The organism is Streptomyces rubradiris, from assembly GCF_016860525.1.
Lineage (GTDB): Bacteria > Actinomycetota > Actinomycetes > Streptomycetales > Streptomycetaceae > Streptomyces > Streptomyces rubradiris.
The window spans coordinates 2,080,118-2,103,372 of the sequence record NZ_BNEA01000015.1; the positions used below are offsets into that span (position 1 = coordinate 2,080,118).

The following is a 23,255-nucleotide window of genomic DNA, read 5'->3' on the forward strand; positions in this document are numbered from 1 at the left end:
GGCCCGACGCGCCGGCCGGAGACATCCGCCCGCCCAGGCGTCCGTCACGGCGCCATCGTCCCCCAGAGCGGCGTCAGCTGGGTGCCGTACACCGACGCACACCCCTTCCACGGCCAGGTGATGCGACTCGACGCCTCCCCCGTCCCGCTCGCCGGCGACACCGTTGTCGAGCCCGGTGCCGTCGTCGGGCCGGGCTGGTTCTGCGCCAAGGACATCTCCCCCGACGACCGCGTCGAGTTCACCGACACCGCGGCCGACGCATACGGGCTGCCCGCCCCGCGCGTCCGCTACCGCTACGGCGACCGCGACCTGGCCACGATCGAACAGGCCAAGAAGGCCGTCGCCGAAGCGGGAGCCGCCGTCGGCGTCCCCCTCGACGCCGGCCCCCTCCTGCTGCCCGCGGGCAGCTCCCTGCACTACCAGGGCACCACCCGCATGGGCCCCGCCGACGACGGCACCAGCGTCTGCGACAGTCACAGCCGCGTCCGGAACACCCGCGGGCTGTGGGTCGCCGGCAACAACGTCATCCCGACGGCCGCCGCCTGCAACCCCACCCTGACCTCCGTCGCCCTCGCCGTCCGGGGCGCCCGCGCGCTCCTGGACCACCTCCAGTCCACGGCCGGGCGGAACACACCGGCCGCCCGGGCGGGTAGCGGCACCGCCTGACCGCGGGTCGGGTACGGCCGGCGCCGAGGCGGGTGCTCCGCTACGAGACGCCGGCCAGGTGCCTGCCGACCCGCATGGCCGTCTCCCGCAGCCAGATGTGGGCCGCGTCATGGGTGTGGACCGGGTGCCACCACAGCGCCTCGCGCACCGGCACCGCCTCGTAGGGCGGCTCCACCACCCGGACGGCGGCGATCGGCGTCAGCATCCGTGCCAGCCGTTCCTGGATCAGGGCGATGCGCCGGGTGCCGGTGACCAGCAGGGGCAGGAGCTGGAAGCTGTCGACGGACACTTCCGCGCGCGGTTCGACGCCGAGCATGCCGAGCTGGCGCACGGCCGGCGCGTCGTAGGTGCGCTGGTACGTCACCCACGGGAGCCGGGCGAGGTCCTGCCGGGTGAGCCGGTCCCCGACCGTGGGGTGGTCGGCGGCGACGAGGAACACCCAGCGGTCGTCGTAGAGGTCGGTGGCGGGGAAGTCGCTGATCACGCCGTGCGGCATGAGCAGGCCGTCGGTGGCGCTGAGCAGGGTGGCGGTGTCGTCGACGACGGACGGCTGGGTCTGGGTGAAGCGGAGCCGGATGCCGGGGGCCTCCTCGTGCACGACGCGGGCGAGTTCGGTGCCGAAGACGGCCACCGCGTAATCGGAGGCCATCAGCTTGAACTCGCGGTCCTCCGTGGCCGGGTCGAAGTCGGCCTGGCTGGAGAAGAGGCGTTCCAGCACGTCGTAGGCGGTGGAGGTGCGGTCGAGGAGGACCTGGCCGAGGGCGGTCAGCTCGTAGTGGCCGCCGACGCGGGCGAGCAGGTCGTCGTCGAAGTGGCGGCGCAGCCGGGCCAGGGCGGCGCTCATCGCGGGCTGGCTGAGGCCGACGCGCTGCCCGGCGCGGGTGACGTTGCGCTCCTCCAGCAGGGCGCGCAGGGCGACGACGAGATTGAGGTCGAGTCGGGTCAGGTTCACGGATCGGTCCTCGCACGGGGCAACGAGCAAGCAGGGACGGTGAGCGGCGGAAATAAACCAGGTGGATGCCGACCATCCACAGAATCTATTTCCCTGATCGCGAGCGGCGGGTCCAGATTAGTCCCACCGCAATCAGGAGGACACGTCCGTGAAACCCGAACCCGCGTCCGCGCTCTTCGCCGGACCCTTCGCCCTCGCCACCCTCTCGGCCCCGGGCGGGCCGGAGTTCCCCGCCCTCGTCACGCCGGACGGCCTCGCCCTCGATCTGCGGGACGCCTTCGGCGAGGACCGGCTGACCACGCTGGACGTGCTGGACCGCTGGGAGACGGCGCTGCCGCGACTGCGCGCCCTCGCCGCGGACACCGGCCCGGCCCGCACGGCCGTCACGGACCTGCGCGTGCACGCGCCCGTCTCACCGCGCCAGGTGTTCCAGTCGGGCGCGAACTACCGGCAGCACGTGATCGACCTGCACGTCGCCCACCGCGCGCCCGGTGACGACCGGCCGGAGAGCGAACGCCGCGCCGAGGCCGCCGAGATCATGGACCGGCGGGCGGCCGAGGACCTGCCGTACGTCTTCATCGGACTGCCGAGCGCGATCACCGGGCCGTACGACGACGTCGTCCTGCCCGCGTGGGCCGAACAGCCCGACTGGGAGCTGGAGCTGGCGGTCGTCATCGGCAGGCCCGCCCACCGGGTGCCGGTGGAGGACGCGGCGCGGTACATCGCCGGTTACACCATCGCCAACGACCTGACCGACCGGGCCACCGTCTTCCGCCGGGACATGCCGCAGATCGGCACCGACTGGCTGCGCAGCAAGAACGCCCCCGGGTTCACCCCGCTCGGCCCCTGGATCGTGCCGGCCGAGTCGATCGCCGACCCGGACGACCTGCGGGTCACGCTCAAGCTCAACGGCGAGACCATGCAGGACGAGTCGACCGGCGATATGATCTTCACGGTCGCGCGCATGGTGTCGTACGCCTCCCAGAGCGCCCGCCTGCTCCCCGGGGACCTGGTGCTCACCGGCTCCCCCGCCGGCAACGGCATGCACTGGGGCCGGCTGCTGCGCGACGGCGACGTCATGGAGGGCACGGTCACCGGGCTCGGAATCCAGCGCACCCGTTGTGTCGCGGAGGGTGCCGCGTGAACCGTCACGACCCGGAGGGCTCGATCGCCGAGGCCGCCAAGGCGTACTCCAACTGGGGGCGCTGGGGCGCGGACGACCGGCTCGGCACCCTCAACTTCCTCGAGGAGGCGAAGCGGCGCGAGGGCGCGGCCCTGGTGCGGCGGGGCGTCAGCTTCTCGCTGGCGCAGTCCTTCGACATGAGCGGCCCGCAGAAGGGCTGGCGGCGGCGCACCAACCCGGTGCACACCATGCTGGACACCGGCACCGACGCCGCCCTCGGCAACCAGGGCTTCCCGCACGGGTTCGGCGGCGCCGACGACGTGATCGCGATGCCGCTCCAGTGCTCGACCCAGTGGGACGGGCTGGGCCACATCTTCGACCACGGCAAGGCGTGGAACGGCCGGGACGCCGAGAAAGTGGTCACCTCCGACGGCGACCTCGTCACCGGCATCGAGCACATGGCCCCGTACGTCGCCGGCCGCGGCGTCCTGCTCGACGTGGGCCGGGTGGCCGGCGAGGGCGGGGAACTGCCGGACGGGTTCGCGATCACCGAGGAGCACCTGACGGCGACGGCCGAGGCGCACGGCGTGCGCGTGGGCCGCGGGGACATCGTCGTCGTACGGACCGGGCAGCTCACCCGGGCCCGCCGCGAGGGCTGGGGCGACTACGCCGGCGGTCCCGCGCCCGGCCTGTCGTTCACCACGGCCGGCTGGCTGCACCGCACCGAGATCGCCGCGATCGCCACCGACACCTGGGGCTTCGAGGTCCGCCCGAACGAGTTCGAGCACGCCTTCCAGCCGCTGCACCAGGTCGCCATCCCGAACATCGGCCTGCTGATCGGCGAGATGTGGGACCCGGACGCGCTCGCCGAGGACTGCGCCGCCGACGGCGTGTACGAGTTCTGGCTCACCGCCGCGCCCCTGCCCGTCACCGGCGCCGTCGGCTCCCCGGTCAACCCGGTCGCCGTCAAGTAACCAGCGCGACGAAGGAGTTACGCATATGAGCACAGCCCGCACGGTCCTGGTGATCGGCGGCGGCGCGGCCGGCAACGCCGCCACGATCCTGCTGCGCCGGGCCGGGATCGCGGTGGACCTCGTCGAGGCCAAGGACGACTGGAACGCCACCGCCGGCTCCGGCATCACCCTCCAGGGCAACGCCCTGCGCGTCCTGCGCGAACTCGGCGTCTGGGAACGCGTGAAGGAGTCGGGCTTCGCCTTCGACTCGGTCGGCATCACCGCTGTCGACGGCACCGTCCTGCACGTCGCCCGGGACGTCCGTACCGGCGGCGACGACCTGCCCGCCACCGTCGGCATGCAGCGGCCCCGGCTCCAGCGGATTCTCATCGACGCCGTACGCGCCTCGGGCGCCCGGGTCCGGCTGGGCACCCGGGCCACGGAGTTCGAGCAGGACGCCGACGGCGTGACCGTACGCTTCACCGACGGCACCGAGGGCCGCTACGACCTGGTGATCGCCGCCGACGGCATCGGCTCGGCGACCCGCGCGGCCATCGGCATCACCGACAAGCCGGAACCGACCGGCATGGCCATCTGGCGCGTCGCCGCCCCCCGCCCGGCCGGCGTGAGCCGCACCGACCTCACCTACGGCGGCCCGGCCTACATCGCCGGCTACTGCCCCACCAGCGACACCACGATCTACGCGTACGTCGCCGAGGCCAACCGCGACCGCGCCACCATCCCGCCGGAGACGTACGCCGACGAGATGCGCCGCCTGGCCTCCGCCTACGGCGGGCACTGGACGGACATCCTCCCGCACATCACCGACCCGGCGCAGGTCAACTACACGTGGTTCGACCGGATGCTGGTGGAGGGCCCCTGGCACCGCGGCCGGGTGGTCCTCGCCGGTGACGCGGCCCACTGCTGCCCGCCGACCCTGGCGCAGGGCGCGGCGATGTCCCTGGAGGACGCCCTCGTCCTCGCCGGACTGCTCACCAGCGGCCGGGAGTGGGACGACGCGCTGCTGCGGGAGTACCACGAGCGCCGGCTGCCGCGCGTGCGGACGGTGGTCGAGGCGTCCGTGCGGCTCGGCCGGTGGCAGCTGGACGGCGTGCGGGACGCGGACGTGCCCGGCCTGATGGGACGCGTCATGACGATGCTGCGGGAGCTGCCGTGACGACCACCCCCACGGTGGACGTGCACGCGCACGTCCTGCTGCCCGAGGTCGAGGCGCTGGTGGCCGGCCTGCCGGGCCTGGCCGAGGCCCGTGCGCTCGACGCCCGTCGGGGCGGTCCGGCCGCCCTGGAGGTCAACGGCCCGATGGTGCGCGAGCGCGCCCCGAGGATGACGGACCCGCGCCTGCGGCTGGCCGCGATGGACGAACAGGGCGTGGACGTGCAACTGGTCAGCCCCTCGCCCTCGCACTACCACTACTGGGCCGACGAGGCCACCGCGGAGCGGGTGTACCGGCTGGCCAACGAGGCGACCGCCGCGCACTGTTCGGCCGCGCCCGACCGGTTGCGGGGGCTCGGGCTGGTCCCGCTCCAGCACCCCGGTCAGGCGGTACGCGCCCTCGATCACGCGCTGGAGCAGGGCCTGGCCGGTGTGGAGATCTCCAGCCACGCCCCGGGGCGGGAACTGTCCGACCCGGACTACGAACCCTTCTGGTCCCGGGCGCGGGAGACGGGCGCGGTCGTCTTCCTGCACCCCTTCGGCTGCACGCTCGACGAGCGGCTGGACCGGTGGTACCTGTCCAACAGCGTGGGCCAGCCGGTGGAGAACGCCGTCGCGCTCTCCCACCTGATCTTCTCCGGCGTCCTGGACCGGCATCCGGACCTGACGCTGATCGCGGCCCACGGCGGCGGTTACCTGCCGACCCACATCGGCCGCGCCGACCACGCCTGGACCGCCCGCTCCGACGCGGGCGCCGGCTGCGCCCACCTGCCCAGCAGCTACCTCAAACGCCTGTACTTCGACTCCCTCGTGCACGATCCGCACGTGCTGCGGGAGCTGGTCCGGGTCGCGGGCGCGGACCGGGTGCTGCTCGGCTCCGACTTCCCCTTCGACATGGGCACCGAGGACCCCGTCGGCGCGCTGCGCGCCGCCCGGCTGGCCGACCCCGACTTCCACGCCGTACGCGGCGGCAACGCCTCCGCCCTCCTCTTCAAGGAGTGATCCCATGCGTCTGCTCACCCACCTGCGGCACGTCGACCTCGCCGTGCCCGACTACGACAAGCAGCTCGACTTCTACGCCGGTGTCTGGGGCCTGACCAAGGTCGCCGAGGACTCCGGGATCTCGTTCCTGGCCGCCGAGGGCTCCCCGGAGCAGTACGTCGTCCGGCTGCGCAAGGCCGAGGAGAAGCGCCTCGACCTGGTCTCCTACGGCACCGCCTCGGCCGCCGACGTGGACACGCTCGCCGAGCGACTGCTCGCCCAGGGCGTTCAGTTGATCACCCGGCCGGGCAAGGTGGACACCCCCGGCGGCGGCTACGGCTTCCGCTTCTTCGACGTCGACGGCCGCACCATCGAGGTCTCCGCCGACGTCGCGGTACGGCGGCACCGCAAGATCGAGGAGAAGGAGTCGATCCCGGTCAAGCTGAGCCACGTCGTCCTCAACTCCCCCGACCTGAACCGGACTCGGGAGTGGTACGAGCGCCACCTGGGCTTCCGCCTCTCCGACACGCTCAGCTCGCCGCACATGGGAGAGGTCATGCACTTCATGCGGATCTCCAGCCAGCACCACTCCATGGCGCTGGCGAAGGGCCCGCACACCTCCCTGCACCACATCTCCTTCGAGATGCGCGGCATCGACGAGTACATGCGCGGCTCCGGCCGCGTGATCCGCGCCGGGTACAGGAAGATCTGGGGGCCCGGCCGGCACATGGCGGGTGACAACACCTTCACGTACTTCCTCGACCCGCACGGCAACACCGTCGAGTACACGACCGAGCTGGAGGTACTGGACGAGGACACCTGGCACCCGCACGTCTACGACTTCTCCCGGCCCGAGGTCACCGACCAGTGGGGCACCGCCAACCCCATGAACGAGTTCGTCGCCAAGGAGTCCTTCAACGACCCCGACCGCGGCGTCTTCGTCGCCCCGCCGGTCTGATCCCACCCGCTCGCTCCCGGGGGCGCGGCCGGCCCTGACACCCGCCCTGCCCCAGCCCCGCCGTGCCCCCGGGCTTCACCGGCCAGGAGCCACACCATGCGTTTCGCCGCCTACGAGCACCACCACCGCGTCCGCGTCGCCGTAGTACAGGACGACGGCACGCTTCTGCCCCTGCCCGGCGTCGCCTCGCTCACCGATCTGCTGCGCGAGTCCGGCGGCCTGCCCGGCCTGCTCGCCGCGGGCGCGGCGGCGCTGGACGTGCCGCCCGGCCCCCATGTGTCGCAGGTCCGGCTGCTGCCGCCGCTCCAGCCCGCCTCCGTCCGCGACTTCGTCACCTTCGAGGAGCACGTCGAGGGGGTACGGCGGTCGGTGGACGGCGCGGCGGGCGTGCCCGCGCAGTGGTACGCGGCGCCCACCTTCTACTTCACCAACCCGCACGCGGTCTACGCGACCGGCGACGGCATCCCGGTGCCGCCCGGCTCGGCCGTCCTCGACTTCGAGCTGGAAGTGGCCGCCGTCATCGGCCGCGAGGGCGGCGACCTCACCCCCGAGCAGGCCCGCGACCACATCGTCGGCTACACGGTCTTCAACGACTGGTCGGCCAGGGACCTCCAGTCCGCCGAGATGAAGGTGGGCCTCGGCCCCTGCAAGGGCAAGGACACGGCCACCACACTCGGCCCGTACCTGGTCACCGCCGACGAACTGGAGCCGTACCGGGACGCCGACGGCTTCCTGCGCCTCACGCTCACCGCGGAGGTCAACGGCGAGGTCGTCGGCCGCGACCTCCTGTCCAACATGAGCTGGACGTTCGAGGAGATGACGGCCTACGCCTCGCGCGGCACGCGGGTCGTCCCGGGTGACGTGCTCGGCTCGGGCACCTGCGGCAACGGCGGCTGCCTCGCCGAACTGTGGGGACGGCGCGGCGAACGGACACCGCCCCCGCTGCGGCCCGGCGACACCGTCACCCTCACCGTGCAGGGCATCGGCACGCTCACCAACACCGTCGTCCCCGGCGCCGATCCCGTGCCGCTGCCCACCGGGCGGCGCCGCGGCCGGGAGCGGCCGTGACCGGCGCGCGCCCCCAGAGGCTGCTCGGCAAGGTGGTGGTGGTCACCGGCGCCGCCCGGGGCCAGGGCGCCACGGAGGTTCAGGCGCTGGCGCGCGAGGGCGCCCCCGCCTTCCGCGAGGCCAACATCCGCGAGACACCCCTCGGCCGCACCGGCACCGCCGACGAGCTCGCACCCCTGGTCGCGTTCCTGCTGTCGGACGAGTCCTCGTTCTGATCTTACGGAGTTCGGATCGCGAGGAGAGCAGTACCCGCTGCCCGAGTCCGGGGAGTGCACGCCGGTCAGCCGATCCGCCGCGTCGGCTTCCCGGCGTACTCGGGCCCGGTCGGCGCCTTCAGGTGCGCGGCGTCAGTTCCGCCATCCGGTCCCAGCCCGTGCGGTCCGGCAGCGGTACATGGATGATCTCGGGGGTCTCGGCGATGGCCTCGGCCATGACGGACAGCCCCTTCTCGAAGTGCGCGGACCGGACATGGGCCGCGCCCGCTGCCTCGTCGGCGAAACCCTCCAGGAGGGTGTACCGGCACGGGTCCTCGACGCTGCGGGACCAGTCGAAGAAGAGGTTGCCGGGCTCGGCGCGGGTCGCGGCGGTGAAGTCGGCGATCAGGGCGGGCCAGTTGTCGGCGGCCTCGGGACGCAGGGTGTAGCGGACGGCGATGAAGATCATGCGATCAGTCTGCGCGGGGGCCGGACGGGCGGGACAGCCCGAGGGCGCCTTATTCCGGCAGGGCCGGAAACCTGGCCACCGCGTCGGCCAGGAGGGAGCCGACGCGCCGGCCCCGGCGACGATAGTCGGCGACGGAGAGGGACACCGAGAGCGCGTGCCGGGGGTGCCCGGGGACGGGGACGGCGAGGCAGGTGTAGGCCGGGTCGGCCTCCGCGACGGAGACGGCGAGGCCACGGGTGCGGACCCGGGCGACCTCCGCCTCGAAGCGGTCCTGGCCGGTGATGGTGCGCGTGGTCAGGCGGGCCATGCCGTGCGCGGTGAGGTAGCGCCGCCGCTCGGGGCGCGAGAGGCCCGCGAGCAGGACCTTCCCGTGGGCAGTGGCGTGCGCGCGGGTCTCCGGGCCGATCTGCCAGGGGCTGGCCGGGTCGGCCAGGGGCTCGGTGGTGTCGACGGTGGTGATCAGCCCGTCGCGGTAGACCGTGAAGTACGCCTGTGCGCCGGTGGCGCGCCGCACCCGGTCCAGCAGCGCGGACACGGCGGTGTCGGCGCCGACGTGGCGGCGGAACGCCGTATGGAGGGTGGCGATGCGGGGCCCGGGGCCGTATCCGCGCGGGCCGCGGGCCACGTAGCCGCGGGCGGAGAGAGAGCCCAGGAGTTCGTAGACGGTGGACAGGGAGCAGCCCAGGCGGGAGGCGAGGCTCTTGGCGCTGAGGGGGCCGCCCGCGTCGGCCAGTTCGTCCAGCAGGGCGAGCGCGCGGTCCACGGACTGGAGGTGGGGCATGGTGAGGGCCTTCTCGTGGCGGAACTGCGAGGAGTGAGCTTACCGGGGGCCCGTGTCGCCGCCCACGCGCGCCTCCGGGCGCCGCGGGTCCGGCGCCGATGCCCGCGGGCAACGGCGGTGGACTCTGTCACTCCGGGGCCGGGGGACCCCGGGGGCCTGTCGCACGACGGCACCGGACCCGTACGGGACGAGGAAGCGGGCGCCCGCGGCACGCCGCTTCCTCGTTCTCCCGTTCCGCTCCCGTAGGGGTGCATCGCGCGTGTTCAGGTTTTGTTTGTTCGGACGGAAGCTCCCGAAGGTGAACAAACACGAGCCGCTAGACATGACCTGGCGATGAACGCCGGGCATCAGCGCTCCGGCGGCGCCGCACGACGAAGGGAACGTGATCACGATGACTCAGCGCGTCAAGCTGCTGCGTGTCGCACTCCTGTCACTGGCCACCACCGGTGCCCTGCTGTCCGCCTCGGTGTCCGGTACGGCCGCGGCCGACGGGCCCGGGGACACCGGCGCGGGGACCCGCGTCACCAAGGCCGCGCCGCGCGCGGCCGACCCCGTCCAGACCTTCCGGAATCTGGCCACGAACAAGTGCCTGGACGACAGCAGCATGGGTGTGCGCACCTTCGGCTGCAACAACCTGGACTTCCAGAAGTGGGAGGTGCACGTCTTCCAGGACGGCACCCGGCGCCTGAGGAACATCGCCACCGGCCAGTGTCTCGCCAGCGGCGGCGGGCGTCTGACGATGAGGGGATGCGACACCTCTCAGGAGGTCAGCTGGCTCGTGGGCCGGGGAGGCGGTGGCCTGACGTTCAAGAACCAGGCGAGCCGCACGTGCCTGGACGACAGCAGCATCGGCCTGCGCCTCTTCGCCTGCAACCAGCTCAACTACCAGGCCTGGCAGTAACCCGGTCACCGCGACCACAGCCGATCGGGGGACGGGACGGGCTCAGGCGCAGGCCGCCATCGGGCCCGCCCCGGGCGTCTCGGACGCCGGCTCCATGGACATGACCCGCGGAGCGCCGCCCCGCAGCGGGGTCCCGTCCATGGAGCCGGGAAAACACCCGGCTCGGCCGGGTTCACGGACTTTCGGCCGGCCACCGGCGACTCCCCGAAGGTCCCGGAGCGCCTTGTCTCCTGTGCCGCCCTGGCGAACGGCGGTCCTTCCCCCACGTCTCCCCGCAAGGAGTGTTCATGAGCATCGCGGATGCGCAGGGCGTGCCGGCCGGCCCACGGCACGGGGCGATCAGCCGCAAGACGTTCCTCCGGGCCGCGACAGGAGCCGTGCTCACCGGCACCTCGGCCCTGGCCTCCGCCCCGGCAGCACAGGGTGCCCAGACCGCGCGATCGCGGGCGGGGGCTCTCCGGGTGAGGAAGGTCGCCGACCTCACGGGCCCCGGGATCACCACTCGTTTCCGTATGGAGGCCACCGACCTCGGGGTGCCCGTCCGTACGCCCGACGGCCGGCTTCTGTTCGTCTTCGGTGACACGTTCGAGCACGCGCGAGTCGGCGGCGGCTGGTGGCGCTCGCCCGTCGCCCTTTACGGGGAAGCGGACCCGCTGACCAAGCACGTGCGGTGGACCGGCGCGGTCGGCGGGGAACACGCTCAGCAGCTCTGGGCCTACGAACACGACAACCCGCAGTTCTCCACCGTGCTGCCCTCCGACGTGATCACCATCGGCGGAACGATCTACCTGCACGTCATGGTGAACAAGACCTACCCCAACGTGGTGTGGACCGAGATCTGGCGCTCGGACGACTCGGGCGCGACCTGGACCCACACCGGCGCCAAGTTCCCCGCCGACCTGCACGGCGGTCTGTTCCAGCTGCTCACCTGGGGCCTGGGTGACGACGGGTACGTGTACGTGTACTCGACGGGAAACCAGCGCGACAAGCCGATCATCCTGCACCGCGTACCCCGCGGCCGGATCACCGATCCGGGCGCCTACGAGCCGTGGGGCCGGCGCGACGGCGCCTGGGGATGGGGGAACCCGCCCACTCCTGTCCTGGAGGGCGGGTTCGGGGAGCTGTGTCTGCGTCCGCTCGGCGGGAAGTGGGTGCTGACCTGGTTCAATCAGGGCGACTACCGTATCGACGGCATCATCATGGACCACCCCACGTCGAACCTCCACACCGCCCGCCGCGAGACCCTGATCCATGGCGGCGCCTGGGGCCACGAGGACGACACCCACGTCGCCCAGCTGTACGGCGGCTACATCATCCCGGGCTCGACACTCCAGGACCTCCACCTGTCGGTGAGCCAGTGGAACAACGACGGGAAGGTGAATTGGCCGTACCACGTCATGCAGTTCCGTGTGCAAGGCTTCGGCGGCTGAGCCAGTGTCCTTCCCGAGCAGGCGTCCTGGCCCCGGGCGAGCCCCGGCCGACGGCGCTGTGCCCCGCACGCGTCCGGCCGGCGCAGGGCGGACGGTAGCCGAGGCCCGGGAAGTGGCGGGACCACTCGGCGCGGCTGATGGGGGTGCGGACCTGCTCGCAGGCATGGGCGAGTGTCCAGGACAGGTCCGTGTTCCAGAGGTCCACGGCACCGTCCTGGCTGTGCGTGACGATCGTGCCGCGCGTCGGGAGAGGAAGAGCGGCGAAGAATCCTCCTGAGGACAGGGCGAGCATGTCCCGTTCGACGGGGTGCGCGAGGTCGGTCGTGTTCCAGATCCGCACCGTCCCGTCCCGTGAGGCAGTGACGGCGGTCCGGCCGTCGGGGCCGGCGTAGCCCACGCTGGTGACCACGCTGGTGTGGCCGCTGAGCCTGCCGCGCATGGGGTGCCTCGCATCGGTCAGGTCCCACAGGCGCGCGGTACCGTCGTCGCTGCCGGAGAGGAGCGAGTGACCGTCCCGGCTGTAGGCGAGCGCGTCGACGAAGTCCTGGTGGCCACCTCCGAGCACGGTGATCGGTCGCGCATGGCGTGCGTTCCTCACGTCCCACAGGCGGACGGTGCGGTCGTCGGAGCCGGAGGCCAGTGTCGTGCCGTCGGGGCTGAAAGCTACCGGTTTGACGTTGCCGGTGTGGCCGGTCAGCCGCTTCAGGAAGCGGGGACGGGCCGGGTCGGCCACGTCCCACAGCCGGACGGTGTCGTCGTAGCTGCCGGTGGCGATCATCCGGCCGTCCGGGCTCACGTCCAGCGAGAAGACGTAATCCTTGTGGCCGGTGGGGAAAACGGACAACACGCGCGGCCTGCGCAGGTCGGACACATCCCAGAGCCGGATCTCCCCCTTCCAGCCGACGCCGGCCAGAAGGTTCCCCCGCGGGCTGAAGGTCACCATCGCCAGGCCGACGTCCTCGGCATGGCTGTCGCGGTGGCTCAGGAGGGCGGGGTTCCGTGGGTCTTCGAGGCCCCACAGTTCCAGCCGGTCGTCGTCGTACGCCACGGCCAGTGTGCGTCCGTCCCGCGTGACGCTCAACGAGTGGACGTGGCTGCTCAGGCGGCGCGACATCACGTTGAACAGGCCGCTGCGGCTGTGCTTGCCCGGTTTCAGACGGTGGGCGGTCAGTGCGAGCTGGGTGGCGAGCGAGAGGTCCCGGATCCGCAGGTCGGCCGAGGTGTCGACGGCCTTGAGCGCGACGGCCTGGTTGCGCTGCGCCACGGACATCCGCTGGAAGTGCACGGCGACACCGACGGCCGTCACCGCGCAGACGAGCAGGGCCACGAGAGCCGCGACGAGTCGGCGCAGACGGCGCAGATGGCGACGGACGCGCAGTGCCTCCGCCTCCTCCGCCCTCACGCTCGCGTCGAGGAAGGCGCGTTCCCGGGCGGTCAGCACGTCCTCGGGCAGGTCTCGCACAGCGGCCAGGCGCACCCCGCGGTAGAGGCTGTCGGGATGATGGTCCAGCGACTCCCAGATCGCGGTGGCCTCGGTGAGCGCCCGGTGCAGACGCAGGTGTTCGCGGTCCTCGCCCAGCCAGCGGCCGAGGCGGGGCCAGCAGCCGATCAGTGCCTCGTGGGTGATCTCGACACGGTCCCGGTCGACGGTCAGCAGGCGTGCCCGGGTGGCCTGTTCCAGGACATGGGCGACGTCCGACGTGTCGTCGAGTTCTTGGCGCGGCACGCGCCGTTTGGTGTCCTCGGTGCCCTCACCGAGAGCGATGAGCCGCAGGAAGAGCTGCCGGGCGATCCGCTGCTGGGTGTCGCTCAGACCGGAATAGAGGTCCTCGGCCGTCTGGGCGAGAGCGCCTTCGAAACCGCCCGCCGCCTGAAAGGCGGCGAGGGTCAAGGCGTTGCCCCGCCGTCGGTGCCAGGTTTCCCGCAGGGCGTGGGAGAGCAGGGGCAGGGTGCCGGGCCGACCGTGGGCGGCGGTCGTCAGGGCCGCCAGAAGAGCGCCCTCGACGGTCAGCCCGGCACGGGCGGCGGGCCGGACGATCGCCGCGCGCAGCTCGTCGACGGTCATCGGCCCGACGGGGACGTGTGCGTCGGCCAGGACATCGACCAGACCGGGGACTCGGGTGCAGTGTGTGTAGAAGTCGGACCGGACGGCCAGGACGACTCGGCAGCGGCTGTCGGGAGTCTGCGCGGCGTGCAGGAGCGAGGCCACGAAGGCTTCGCGTTCCTCCGCATCACCGCACTGGGTGAACACTTCCTCGAACTGGTCGACGACGAGCAGGAGTTCCGGGAGGGATTCCGGTGGGGTTTCCTGTCGGGATTCCGGTCGGGTTTCCTGTCGGGACTCCGGTCGGGTTTCCGGTGAGCGGGCGAGGATCTGCCGTACCAGGCGGTGCAGCGTGCGCGGCTCCGCCGCGAGATCGGCGCGCAAGGGGCCCGGAGCGATTCCCGCCCTGGCCGCCAACTGGATCGCGCACTCCTCCAGAGGTTCCGGGCCCGGAGTGAACACCAGGGAGAGGTCCGCCGGGAACCTGGGAAGCACTCCGGCACGCAGCACGGACGACTTACCTGACCCCGAGGCCCCGAGGAGAACGAGCAACCTCTTCCTCTTCAGGTGGTCGGCCAGCCGGTCGGTGAGACTCTCCCGCCCGAAGAACACGCCGGCGTCCGCCCGCTGGAACGGTTTCAGGCCCACATAGGGCGCACATCCCGTCTCCTCGCTCCGCTCCGGTGCCGGGCCCGCGGCGCATTCGGCCGCCGTCCTGCGCCAGATCCGCTCCCATTCCCGCTCGTCACCACCGCAGGCGCGGACATAGGCGAGGGTGACGTCCAGCGTGGGCAGTTGGCGTCCCCCCGCCGCTCCGGAAAGCGTCGCGATCGAATAGTGCGCCCGGCGCGCGAGGTCCCGGTAGGTCGGGCTGCCCGCCTGTTCCCGCAGCTTCCGCAGCTTCGTGGCGAAGTCCAGCAGCGGACCGGCCTCGACATCCAGCGGACGCTCTCGACGTGGCACCTGCAGAACACCTCCCCCTGTCGGCCGGGGCGTTGATCACGCGTTTGTTCCGTGCCCTCTCCCCCGCACCTGGATAACGCCCGACGACCGCAGACGGCACGACCGGTACGGCAACCGGCACCCTTCACCGGATGGCGCGTACCACGACGCGCGCCGCATGGCCGGCGGCGCCTGGCGAGCGTCCAGGGGTTTCCCGTAAGTTCGAGGGCCGCCCTTTTCCGCCACGCTGCGGCGGGAGCCGGCCGCCTTGAGGCTCGATGTGGTGGTGACGCCCTTGATCGCGCCAAAAAAAGCGTGCGCGAGACACTGCTGCGTCTCTCCCGACTGGTGATCATTGATGAGGTCGGCGCCTACCAGTCCCGTGGCTTCCAATCGTCGCAGAGCTCCTCATCTCCAAGAGATGGAAGTAGATCGCCTAACGGGCGCGATCCCTATGGCGACGGAGGCCCCGTGGTAGTCACCGGAGTCACGACCGGCCAAGGGCGACGGGAAAGCCGTCAACATCGGGGCGAAGGAGGCGAGGTGATCGGACACTCGTACGAGGCCGACCCGACCGGGTGGTCCGGCAGTTCACCACCGCGCACCTCTGCGCCCGCGTCACCCACTGCACCGGGTACCGGGGGCGGTGGCGGCACACGCGGAGGTGTGGGCGGCGCTCGGCGTGGGCGCCGAACCGGCGCTTCCCCTTCAGTACGGCGTCCTCGGTCTGGTCGCGTCGGAGCGCGAGCAGCGGATGGCGGCCCGGCTCACTGGGGAGCGCCCCGAACTGCCTAGGCACCGGCCCTTGTTCAGCGCCAAGGAAGCCCTCTACAAGGCTTGATACCGGCCGCCCGCCAGTGGATCGGCACGGCCGCCGTCAAGGTCGCGTTCACAACCGGTGGCCTGCTGACGGCCGAGATCCGTACGGACCGGTCCGCACGTCGCCGCCCCTGGCGCGGCGACGGCCGGAGGCCGGCCGCGCGGCCCGCCCCGGCGGCGTCGCGGCCCGTCACACGGGCCGTTGGCGCATCGAAGGGGCCTGCTGCTCACCGCCGTGGCGGTCCCGGACAGGTATCCGGTGGGGGCGGGAGCGCGGGTCCGCGTGGCCGTGGAGGGCGAGGACGCGGCTGCCGTCACCGCCGGGACCCCCGCGAGGGCTCCGGGCGCGGTCCGGTGACCACCCCGAAGAGCCGCCGCCGGGCCGCGCCCCGGTCCCCACCCCGCCCCCCTCGGCTCACCGGACCGGAGTCCCACGGCCGGACACGCCTCAGGTTCCGAGGACCACTGTCCGCCTGTCCGAGCCGGCGGTCAGGATCTCCTCGGACCGCTTGCCCCGGCGGAACTCCCGTGGGCTGACGCCTCGTTCCCGCTTGAACGCGGCGCTCAGTGCGAACGGCCCCGAATAACCCACCCGCTGGGCGATGCTGGCGACGGACAGGTCCTGGTCGCGCAGCAGTTCGGAGGCGAGCGTCAGCCGCCATCCGGTCAGGTAGGACATCGGCGGCTCGCCGACGAGTTTGGTGAAGCGCCGGGCCAGCACCGCCCGGGAGACCCCGACGGAGGCGGCGAGCGAGGCGACCGTCCACGACTGGCTGGGCCGTTCGTGCAGCAGCCGCAGCGCCCGTCCCACCACCGGGTCGCTCTGCGCCCGGAACCAGAGCGGCGCGCCCGTGCCCGGTTCCATGAGCCAGGACCGCAGGACGTTGATGAGCAGCAGGTCGAGCAACCGGTCGAGGACGACCTCCTGACCGATGTCCTCCTTGTCCACCTCAGCGGCCAGCATGCCGATCAGCGGGGTCCGTGCGGCCGCGGCGGGCTGGACGAGCAGCGCGGGCAGGCCGGCGAGCAGTCTGCGCCCTACCTCGTTGGGCGCCTGGTAGGTGCCGCTGAGCAGCACGGTCGACCCGGTGCGGTGCGGCTCGCCCCAGGTGCGCACTCCCAAGAACATCGCCTCGGTGACATCCTCACCGTCAATGGTGTTGCAGCGCTGCTCGGGGTCGACGGTGATGCCCGGGGGCGTCGACGGGTCGTCGACGAGCGTGTACGGCTCGGGGCCACGCACGACCGCCACGTCCCCCGCCGCGATCCGCACCGGGTCGGCCCCCTCGCGGAGCACCCATGCCGAGCCGTGCAGCATGGTGACCAGCGACAGGGGCGCGCGGTCCTCGATGCGCAGTCCCCATGGTGGGCTGAAGACCGATTTCAGCAGAAAGGCGCCCCGCGCCTTGGGGCTTTCCAGCAGACCGCTGAGCGTGTCCACAACCTTCACCTCGCACCGTCTCACCGTCGTTCCTCGCGGGGCGCGTTCGGCCCCGGCCGTGCCTCTCCCGCCCCGTGAAGCCGCGCCGCCGGGCGGCGCGGCGCCGTGCCACCCAGCAGTGTGAGAGCGCCCAGGCAGGCTGCCGTACGGACCGCGTTGGCCCGGCGCCAGGGGCTCTCGTATGCCTTCCTGGCCGCGGCCAGGGCGGCGGCCGACGTGCCGGAGGCGGTGCGCAGCCGGCGGTTCAGGGGCAGGTTGACGCAGATCGTCACCACGACGCTGAGGCCGTACAGCACCGCGGCGGCCCGGGCCCGCCGGGCGGCGTCGCTCCGGTGCGCGCGGGCGAGTCTGCGAGCGGCCGCGCCGGTCGCCATGAACACACCGAGGAAGAGTGCCCCAAAGGCGGCGTCGTCGTCCAGGGCATCATTGACCCGGCGCATCACGGCGACGAATCTCTCGTCCTCGCGGCGCGCGAGGACGGGCATCACGCCGACGTCGAACGCGAGGTAGAGACCGGCCATCACGCCGGTGCCGAGGATGGCAGCGACGAGCACGGGGTCCTCACGAAGGTGGCGGGGCAGCGCGTTCACACCCTTGCCTCCCCGCAGCAGCCCGTCCATCGCGTCCCTCTCTTCTCCGGCCCCCGGTGCTCCGCCGCCGGGGCGCCTGGCTTGGTCGGTCTGTGGCGCTACACGGTCGGTGCGGTGTCCGCCGACCGGGTAGCCCGGTCCGGCGGACACCGCTGCGGGACACCGTTTCGTCAGACGTCCCAGACGCCCGTGGCCGCGGCCTCCTTGGCGTAGTCCGCGAAGTCCTTGGGCTCCCGCCCGAGCGCTTCCCTGACGCCGTGCACGAGGTTGGCGTTGCGGCCGTCGACGATGAGGGTGAAAAGGTCCGCGAACTCCTCCGGCTCGCCCAGCTCGCGCAGCGCCGCACGGTAGTCGTCGGCGCTGACCGGGGTGTAGGTGATGGTCCGGCCGGTGGCCGCCGACAGCTCGCGGGCCACGTCGTGGAAGCTCAGCAGTCGCGGGCCGGACAGCTCGTAGGTCTTGCCGATGTGCCGGTCGTCGGTGAGGGCGGCGACCACCACGTCGGCGATGTCGTCGGTGTCGACGAACGGCTCGACGGCGTCGCCGGTGGGGAGCGCCAGTTCGCCCGAGCGGACCGGGTCGAGGAAGAAGCTCTCGCTGAAGTTCTGGTGGAACCAGTTGGCGCGTACGACGGTCCAGTCGCAGCCGGACGCCTTGAGGCCGTCCTCGCCGGCGACGGCGCCCTCCTCGCCCCGGCCGGAGAGCAGCACCAGGCGGCGGACGCCCCGCTCCACGGCGAACGCGGCGAACCGCTCGACGGCTTCCTTCGCGCCGGGGAAGGCGAGGTCCGGATAGTAGGTCACGTAGGCGGCCGAGACCCCGTCGAGCGCGGCCTCCCAGGTGCTCTCGTCCTCCCAGACGAAGGGGGTCTCGCTGCTGCGCGAGCCGCTCCGGGCCGGGCGGCCGAGTCCCTGTAAACGCTCGACGACACGCCGTCCGGTCTTACCGGTGCCGCCGATGACGAGGATGGGCGCGGTGTTCTGTCCTTGAGTGGTCACGACTTCATCAAAGTCTGCGCGCGGCAGACGGTACATGGCTCACCGGCTCGCATTCATACGCGATCGTCTCGATTCGCGAGCGCGAGACGCAGGTCCGCACGACCCCGGCCCGGGGCGCTCGACACCGGAAGGGGTTCGCCCCGGAGCGTCTGCCGGAGGTTCAACGGAGGAGGGCCGCAGCCGCAAGGACGACGGCGGCATCCGGGGGAAGTGCGCGCGGATTATTGACAGTTGCCGCACGCGCTGGCTTCATGAACCAGTGATTGGGAGCGCTCCCACACGTTCCTGTCTCCACGCCCCGAACCACCGCTCCGCAGCGCGAACTCCCCCTGTCCACCGCACGGAAGGAACGTCCGTTGCGCCCGCTCTCCTTCCTCACCTCCCGAAGACGCTCCACGCCCCCCGCGGCGGCTCCCGAGATCCGCCCGGCGGTCCCGGCCGGTGCCCGACGCTCCCGGCTGGTGAGTGCGTGGGGAGCCGCGGTCGCCGTCGTCGCCGGCCTGCTGCTGCCGTCGGCCGCCCCCAGCCCCTCCGCCGCCGCGACGCCCGCCTTCAACTACGGTGAGGCGCTCCAGAAATCGCTCTGGTTCTACGACGCGCAACGGTCGGGGAAGCTCCCGGACGGCAACCGCGTCTCCTGGCGCGGCGACTCCGCCCTCGGCGACGGCAAGGACGCCGGCCTCGATCTGACCGGCGGGTGGTACGACGCCGGGGACCACGTCAAGTTCGGCCTGCCCATGGCCTTTTCCGCCACCCTGCTCGCCTGGGGCGGCACCGAGCAGAAGTCCGCCTACGCCGCCTCCGGCCAGCTCCGGTACCTCCAGGACAACCTGCGTTTCGTCAACGACTACTTCATCAAGGCGCACCCGTCCGCGAACGTGCTGTACGGACAGGTCGGCAACGGCGCCGACGACCACAAGTGGTGGGGACCGGCCGAAGTCATGCCGATGGCAAGGCCCGCCTACAAGATCGACGCTTCGTGCCCGGGCTCGGACCTGGCGGGCCAGACCGCCGCGGCCATGGCGTCGTCCTCCATGGTGTTCGCCGACAGCGACCCGGCGTACGCGAGCGAACTGCTCACCCACGCCAAGCAGTTGTACGCGTTCGCCGACACCTACCGCGGCAAGTACAGCGACTGCATCACCGACGCGCAGGCGTACTACAACTCCTGGAGCGGCTACAACGACGAGCTGGTCTGGGGCGCCGTCTGGCTGTACAAGGCGACCGGTGACGCCGCCTACCTGGCGAAGGCCGAAGCTGCCTACGACAAGCTGTCGACCGAGCCCCAGACGACCACCCGCTCCTACCGCTGGACGCTATCCTGGGACGACACCTCCTACGGCTCCTACGTGCTCCTCGCCCAACTCACCGGCAAACAGCGGTACATCGATGACGCCAACCGCTGGCTGGACTGGTGGACGGTCGGCGTCAACGGGACCAAGGTGCGCTACTCGCCCGGCGGGCAGGCGGTCCTCGACAGCTGGGGATCGCTGCGGTACGCCGCCAACACCGCGTTCGCCGCGCTGTCCTACTCCGACTGGCTGACCGGAGACCCGGTGCGCAAGGCCCGCTACCACGACTTCGCGGTCCGGCAGATCAACTACGCGCTCGGCGACAACCCGCGCAAGTCCAGTTACGTCGTCGGCTTCGGCGCGAACCCGCCGACGAAGCCCCACCACCGGACCGCTCACGGCTCATGGACCGATCAGCTCACCAACCCCGTGGACAACCGGCACATCCTGTACGGCGCGCTGGTCGGCGGGCCGAGCGCGGCGGACGACGCCTACACCGACGACCGGTCCAACTACGTGAACAACGAGGTGGCCACCGACTACAACGCGGCCTTCACGGGCGCCCTGGCCCGTCTGTACGCCGAGTACGGCGGCAGCCCGCTCGCCGGCTTCCCCCAGGCCGAGAAACCGGACGGACCCGAGATCTCGGTCCAGGCGTCCGTGAACGCCTCGGGTCCCGGCTTCACCGAGATCAAGGCGTACCTGGTCAACAAGTCGGCGTGGCCCGCACGCGCGCTGACGCACGCTTCCCTGCGCTACTACTTCACCCTCGACGGCGGGGTCACGCCCGACCGGATCAGCACCACCACCAACTACAACCAGTGCGGCAAGGTGACCGGTCCGACGCACTTCCAGGGCGACGTCTACTTCGTCACCGTGGACTGCTCCAACGCGGTGATCGCTCCGGCGGGCCAGTCGGCGTACCGGAAGGAGGTGCAGTTCCGCATCACCTCGGCCGGGGCGTGGAACCCCGCGGACGACTGGTCCTACCAGGCGATCCCGACAACGCCGGGCAGTACACCGGTGGACGCGCCGCACATCGTGCTGGCGGAGGGAGCGGACACACAGTGGGGGGCGGAACCCGACGGCACCACGCCGACCCCCACACCCACGCCGACCCTCACACCCACACCCACTCCGACACCCACACCCACGCCCACACCGACGCCCACCCCCACGCCGACGTCCCCCTCCACCCAGTGCGCCGTGACCTACACCGTCACCAGCACCTGGAACGGTGGCTTCACCGCCGATGTCGCTGTGCGGAACACCGGCACGGCGGCGGTCAACGGCTGGCGGCTCGGGTTCTCGTTCAAGGGCGCCGAGAAGGTGACGAACGCCTGGAACGCCACCGTCTCGCAGACAGGACCCGACGTCACCGCCACGAACAGCGCGCACAACGCCACCATTCCACCGGGCTCCAGCGCGAGCTTCGGATTCCAGGGCACGGGCACCCCCACCGGGACACCCGCGGTCTTCACACTGAACGGGAAGAACTGCGGCTGAGCGGTGGTCGGTTGACGACGCGTGGTCATGGCAGCACAAGGACGACCAGGCCGGCTGCCATGACCGAGGCCAGAAGACCGCCTGAACAGCGGCGCTACGCACCTCCTGGTGGCCGGCCGCGGCAGGCACCCCTGGCCCCGGCATCACCCGGAAGCGGGGACACGATCACGGACCGCCTTCTCAGGGGTTCTTGACGGTGATGTCCCCGTTGCTGCTCTTCAGCCCGAGCCGGTACTTACCCGACGGATCGTCGGAGACGCCGATGGCCTTGTCGCCCTTGTTCGTGTCCGCCGTCACCTGATAGTCGGCCTCCGGCAGGGTCAGGGCGCTTCACCTCCAACGCGCCGGAGACGCCGTTCATCTCAATGCGGCCGGAACTCGTGGTCACCTTCACCGCCCCCACCCTGGTCAGGTGGATCGGGCCCTGACGAGGGTCGGCCGCACGTCAGCGCCCTGCCATCGGGCAGGGAAGCATCCTCGATAAGCGGCCCGTCCCCAAGGTTCCGAGTGAACGGCTGCGGCAGTCGGGCCAGGGCGGATACGGTGGCTTCTGTACACGCTGACCCACGACAAAGTGGCCCAAACACTGCGTGACGGATCCTCGTGCATGCGAGGGTGGCCCCCGAGATCGTCTTTCTTGGGGCGTGCCGAATTCATGATCCCCGCGCATGCGGGGGTGATCCCGACCGCACGGTCATCGCCAGGCAGGACGGATGGTGGCCCCGCAGGTGCGGGGACGGTTCCCCCTGGGTCACCAAGCGTTTTTCTCGGCCACCTCAGCCCCCGCGCGGGGTGGCCCGTTCCGAGATGAGCGTCCGCAGCGCGGCCTGCCCGGTCCCTGCGGATGCGGGGCTTCTCAACCCCGAGGTGAGATCGCTTGGTGACAACGAATTTCAGGAGAGCGCGTGAACAGCGACGCGAACACCTGATGCTCCATCAGGACGAGCGTCAAATGAGCGTCACGACGCCTCGCAGAGCGTCATTTGAGCGTCAAGACATCGCCCGTAACGCACATGGCGCACATCATGCGCACCCACCGAAACCGCAGGTCATCGGCCCTTTCCGGCAGGTTCTAGAATCGCCACGCACTCCACATGATGCGTCATCGGAAACATGTCACGCAGTGTCGAGACGGAAGAAAGTGCAGCTCAGGCCAGGTTTTTCGGATCTGCCAACGGGCTTCCGGGAGCCTGGAGCGTCAAACGAGCGTCACGGCCGCTGAGCGGTGAGGCCGTACGGCGGACTCCGGTGGCCGTGCGGGTCACATTCGGTCCCACCGCTCCGGCAGCCGCATCCTGCAGCCGGGCCATGAGGTCCAGCTCGGCGGGCCAGACGTAGCGGATGGGAATGGCCAGGTATCTGCCGCGGCTGTCCCGGAGGGAGACGTGATGCGAGCTGACGGACTGGCTGCCCACGTCGTGCAGGTCAAACCCGAGCCGCCTCTCGCCCACCCGGAACGGCACGGCGTTCTGCCCGGGCGGCAGCCGCCACAGGTCGAGGCACACCGACCGCGACGACGAAACAGCCGCCGGGCTACAGATGAACGGCTGCGTTGTGGAAGCAGTCCACCTGGGAGTCCTGCGAGGTCAGGTTCGTGATCGTGTTGCGGACGAGGTAGGCGCCGAAAAGCTCCCCTCGACCTTGGCGGTCGCGAAGTCCCCGATCGTGACACCGATCCCGCCCCCACCGGGATTGCTCCGCAGGCGCTCGACCATCGCCCGCCACATGTCGATGCCGTGCACCTCGACACCACGCGCCGCGAGCGGCGGGGCGATCCGCCCGGTCCCGACCCCCAACTCCAGCGCCCGCCCGTCGTTCCCGGCCAGCTCCGCCAGCAGATCCACGGCATGCTCCACGCCCCCCGATCGAACATCTCGGCCGATGACTCGTCGTACGACGCGGCGACGGACTCTTCGAAGTAACCGTCTTCATCCAGCATGCGTGACGGTACGGCGGCGCCGGACCGGAGCCCGA

The 23,255-nt window shown here is 71.6% G+C and carries 18 protein-coding genes and 2 pseudogenes; 12 read left to right on the forward strand and 8 right to left on the reverse strand.

The annotated features are described in order from the left end of the window. The first annotated feature begins 81 nt into the window (after nucleotides 1–81). The gene (locus tag Srubr_RS22410) at nucleotides 82–666 is read left to right on the forward strand and encodes a GMC family oxidoreductase (protein ID WP_203855049.1); all 585 of its coding nucleotides are present in this window, start codon (nucleotides 82–84) and stop codon (nucleotides 664–666) included. Nucleotides 667–706: 40 nt separating this feature from the next. On the opposite strand, the gene Srubr_RS22415 is transcribed toward Srubr_RS22410, so the two are convergent. Then, entirely contained in the window at nucleotides 707–1,618 is a 912-nt protein-coding gene (locus Srubr_RS22415) for a LysR family transcriptional regulator (protein ID WP_189997201.1), read from the reverse strand. Between the two features lie 148 nt (nucleotides 1,619–1,766). Between Srubr_RS22415 and Srubr_RS22420 the strand changes: the two genes are divergently transcribed. From Srubr_RS22420 to Srubr_RS22450, 7 genes and pseudogenes are all read left to right on the forward strand, one after another. Beyond that, complete coding sequence (locus Srubr_RS22420; RefSeq protein ID WP_189997202.1) at nucleotides 1,767–2,762, forward strand: fumarylacetoacetate hydrolase family protein; 996 nt, start codon at nucleotides 1,767–1,769, stop codon at nucleotides 2,760–2,762. After that, nucleotides 2,759–3,715, forward strand: coding sequence for a cyclase family protein (locus Srubr_RS22425; protein WP_189997203.1), 957 nt, complete (start codon nucleotides 2,759–2,761; stop codon nucleotides 3,713–3,715). Before Srubr_RS22420 ends, Srubr_RS22425 begins: the two co-directional genes overlap by 4 nt. A 25-nt stretch (nucleotides 3,716–3,740) precedes the next feature. Then, a complete protein-coding gene (locus Srubr_RS22430) occupies nucleotides 3,741–4,871 on the forward strand; it encodes an FAD-dependent oxidoreductase (RefSeq protein ID WP_189997204.1) in 1,131 nt (376 codons plus the stop codon). Further along, entirely contained in the window at nucleotides 4,868–5,869 is a 1,002-nt protein-coding gene (locus tag Srubr_RS22435; protein WP_189997205.1) for an amidohydrolase family protein, read from the forward strand. The genes Srubr_RS22430 and Srubr_RS22435 overlap by 4 nt, the downstream gene beginning before the upstream one ends. Nucleotides 5,870–5,873: 4 nt before the next feature. Beyond that, on the forward strand, nucleotides 5,874–6,806 hold the full coding sequence (locus Srubr_RS22440) for a VOC family protein (protein ID WP_189997206.1): 933 nt from the start codon (nucleotides 5,874–5,876) through the stop codon (nucleotides 6,804–6,806). A 96-nt stretch (nucleotides 6,807–6,902) separates the two neighbouring features. Beyond that, on the forward strand, nucleotides 6,903–7,874 hold the full coding sequence (locus tag Srubr_RS22445; RefSeq protein WP_189997207.1) for a fumarylacetoacetate hydrolase family protein: 972 nt from the start codon (nucleotides 6,903–6,905) through the stop codon (nucleotides 7,872–7,874). A 71-nt stretch (nucleotides 7,875–7,945) separates the two neighbouring features. Further along, nucleotides 7,946–8,086: pseudogene (locus Srubr_RS22450) on the forward strand (SDR family oxidoreductase); the annotation flags it as partial. Between the two features lie 121 nt (nucleotides 8,087–8,207). Here Srubr_RS22450 and Srubr_RS22455 read toward each other — a convergent pair. Next, entirely contained in the window at nucleotides 8,208–8,537 is a 330-nt protein-coding gene (locus Srubr_RS22455; protein WP_189997208.1) for a putative quinol monooxygenase, read from the reverse strand. A 49-nt stretch (nucleotides 8,538–8,586) separates the two neighbouring features. After that, on the reverse strand, nucleotides 8,587–9,318 hold the full coding sequence (locus Srubr_RS22460; protein WP_189997209.1) for an IclR family transcriptional regulator: 732 nt from the start codon (nucleotides 9,316–9,318) through the stop codon (nucleotides 8,587–8,589). Nucleotides 9,319–9,709: 391 nt separating this feature from the next. On the opposite strand from Srubr_RS22460, the gene Srubr_RS22465 reads away from it, so the two are divergent. Together Srubr_RS22465 and Srubr_RS22470 are read left to right on the forward strand one after the other, a co-directional pair. Beyond that, nucleotides 9,710–10,219 carry an RICIN domain-containing protein gene (locus tag Srubr_RS22465; RefSeq protein WP_189997210.1) on the forward strand — a complete coding sequence of 170 codons (510 nt, stop codon included), beginning with the start codon at nucleotides 9,710–9,712 and terminating at the stop codon, nucleotides 10,217–10,219. 287 nt (nucleotides 10,220–10,506) lie between these two features. Continuing rightward, nucleotides 10,507–11,649, forward strand: a complete 1,143-nt coding sequence (locus tag Srubr_RS22470) for a DUF4185 domain-containing protein (protein WP_189997211.1) — start codon at nucleotides 10,507–10,509, stop codon at nucleotides 11,647–11,649. Here the strand turns inward: Srubr_RS22470 and Srubr_RS22475 are convergent. Beyond that, nucleotides 11,615–14,656 carry an nSTAND1 domain-containing NTPase gene (locus tag Srubr_RS22475; RefSeq protein WP_189997212.1) on the reverse strand — a complete coding sequence of 1,014 codons (3,042 nt, stop codon included), beginning with the start codon at nucleotides 14,654–14,656 and terminating at the stop codon, nucleotides 11,615–11,617. The genes Srubr_RS22470 and Srubr_RS22475 overlap by 35 nt on opposite strands. A 625-nt stretch (nucleotides 14,657–15,281) precedes the next feature. On the opposite strand from Srubr_RS22475, the gene Srubr_RS22480 reads away from it, so the two are divergent. Continuing rightward, nucleotides 15,282–15,476 carry a hypothetical protein gene (locus Srubr_RS22480; RefSeq protein WP_189997213.1) on the forward strand — a complete coding sequence of 65 codons (195 nt, stop codon included), beginning with the start codon at nucleotides 15,282–15,284 and terminating at the stop codon, nucleotides 15,474–15,476. A gap of 426 nt (nucleotides 15,477–15,902) precedes the next feature. Here the strand turns inward: Srubr_RS22480 and Srubr_RS22485 are convergent, their stop codons facing one another. The 3 genes from Srubr_RS22485 to Srubr_RS22495 all read right to left on the reverse strand — a co-directional run bounded on the left by Srubr_RS22485 (nucleotide 15,903) and on the right by Srubr_RS22495 (nucleotide 18,519). Continuing rightward, nucleotides 15,903–16,895 carry an AraC family transcriptional regulator gene (locus Srubr_RS22485; RefSeq protein ID WP_189997214.1) on the reverse strand — a complete coding sequence of 331 codons (993 nt, stop codon included), beginning with the start codon at nucleotides 16,893–16,895 and terminating at the stop codon, nucleotides 15,903–15,905. A 20-nt stretch (nucleotides 16,896–16,915) separates the two neighbouring features. Beyond that, nucleotides 16,916–17,515, reverse strand: a complete 600-nt coding sequence (locus tag Srubr_RS22490) for an anthrone oxygenase family protein (protein WP_189997215.1) — start codon at nucleotides 17,513–17,515, stop codon at nucleotides 16,916–16,918. Nucleotides 17,516–17,655: 140 nt separating this feature from the next. After that, on the reverse strand, nucleotides 17,656–18,519 hold the full coding sequence (locus Srubr_RS22495; RefSeq protein ID WP_189997216.1) for an NmrA family NAD(P)-binding protein: 864 nt from the start codon (nucleotides 18,517–18,519) through the stop codon (nucleotides 17,656–17,658). A 425-nt stretch (nucleotides 18,520–18,944) separates the two neighbouring features. Between Srubr_RS22495 and Srubr_RS22500 the strand changes: the two genes are divergently transcribed. Next, nucleotides 18,945–21,281, forward strand: coding sequence for a glycoside hydrolase family 9 protein (locus Srubr_RS22500; protein ID WP_229926803.1), 2,337 nt, complete (start codon nucleotides 18,945–18,947; stop codon nucleotides 21,279–21,281). Nucleotides 21,282–22,551: 1,270 nt separating this feature from the next. Here the strand turns inward: Srubr_RS22500 and Srubr_RS22505 are convergent. After that, nucleotides 22,552–23,220, reverse strand: a pseudogene (locus Srubr_RS22505) (methyltransferase domain-containing protein); the annotation flags it as partial. Between the last annotated feature and the right edge of the window lie 35 nt (nucleotides 23,221–23,255).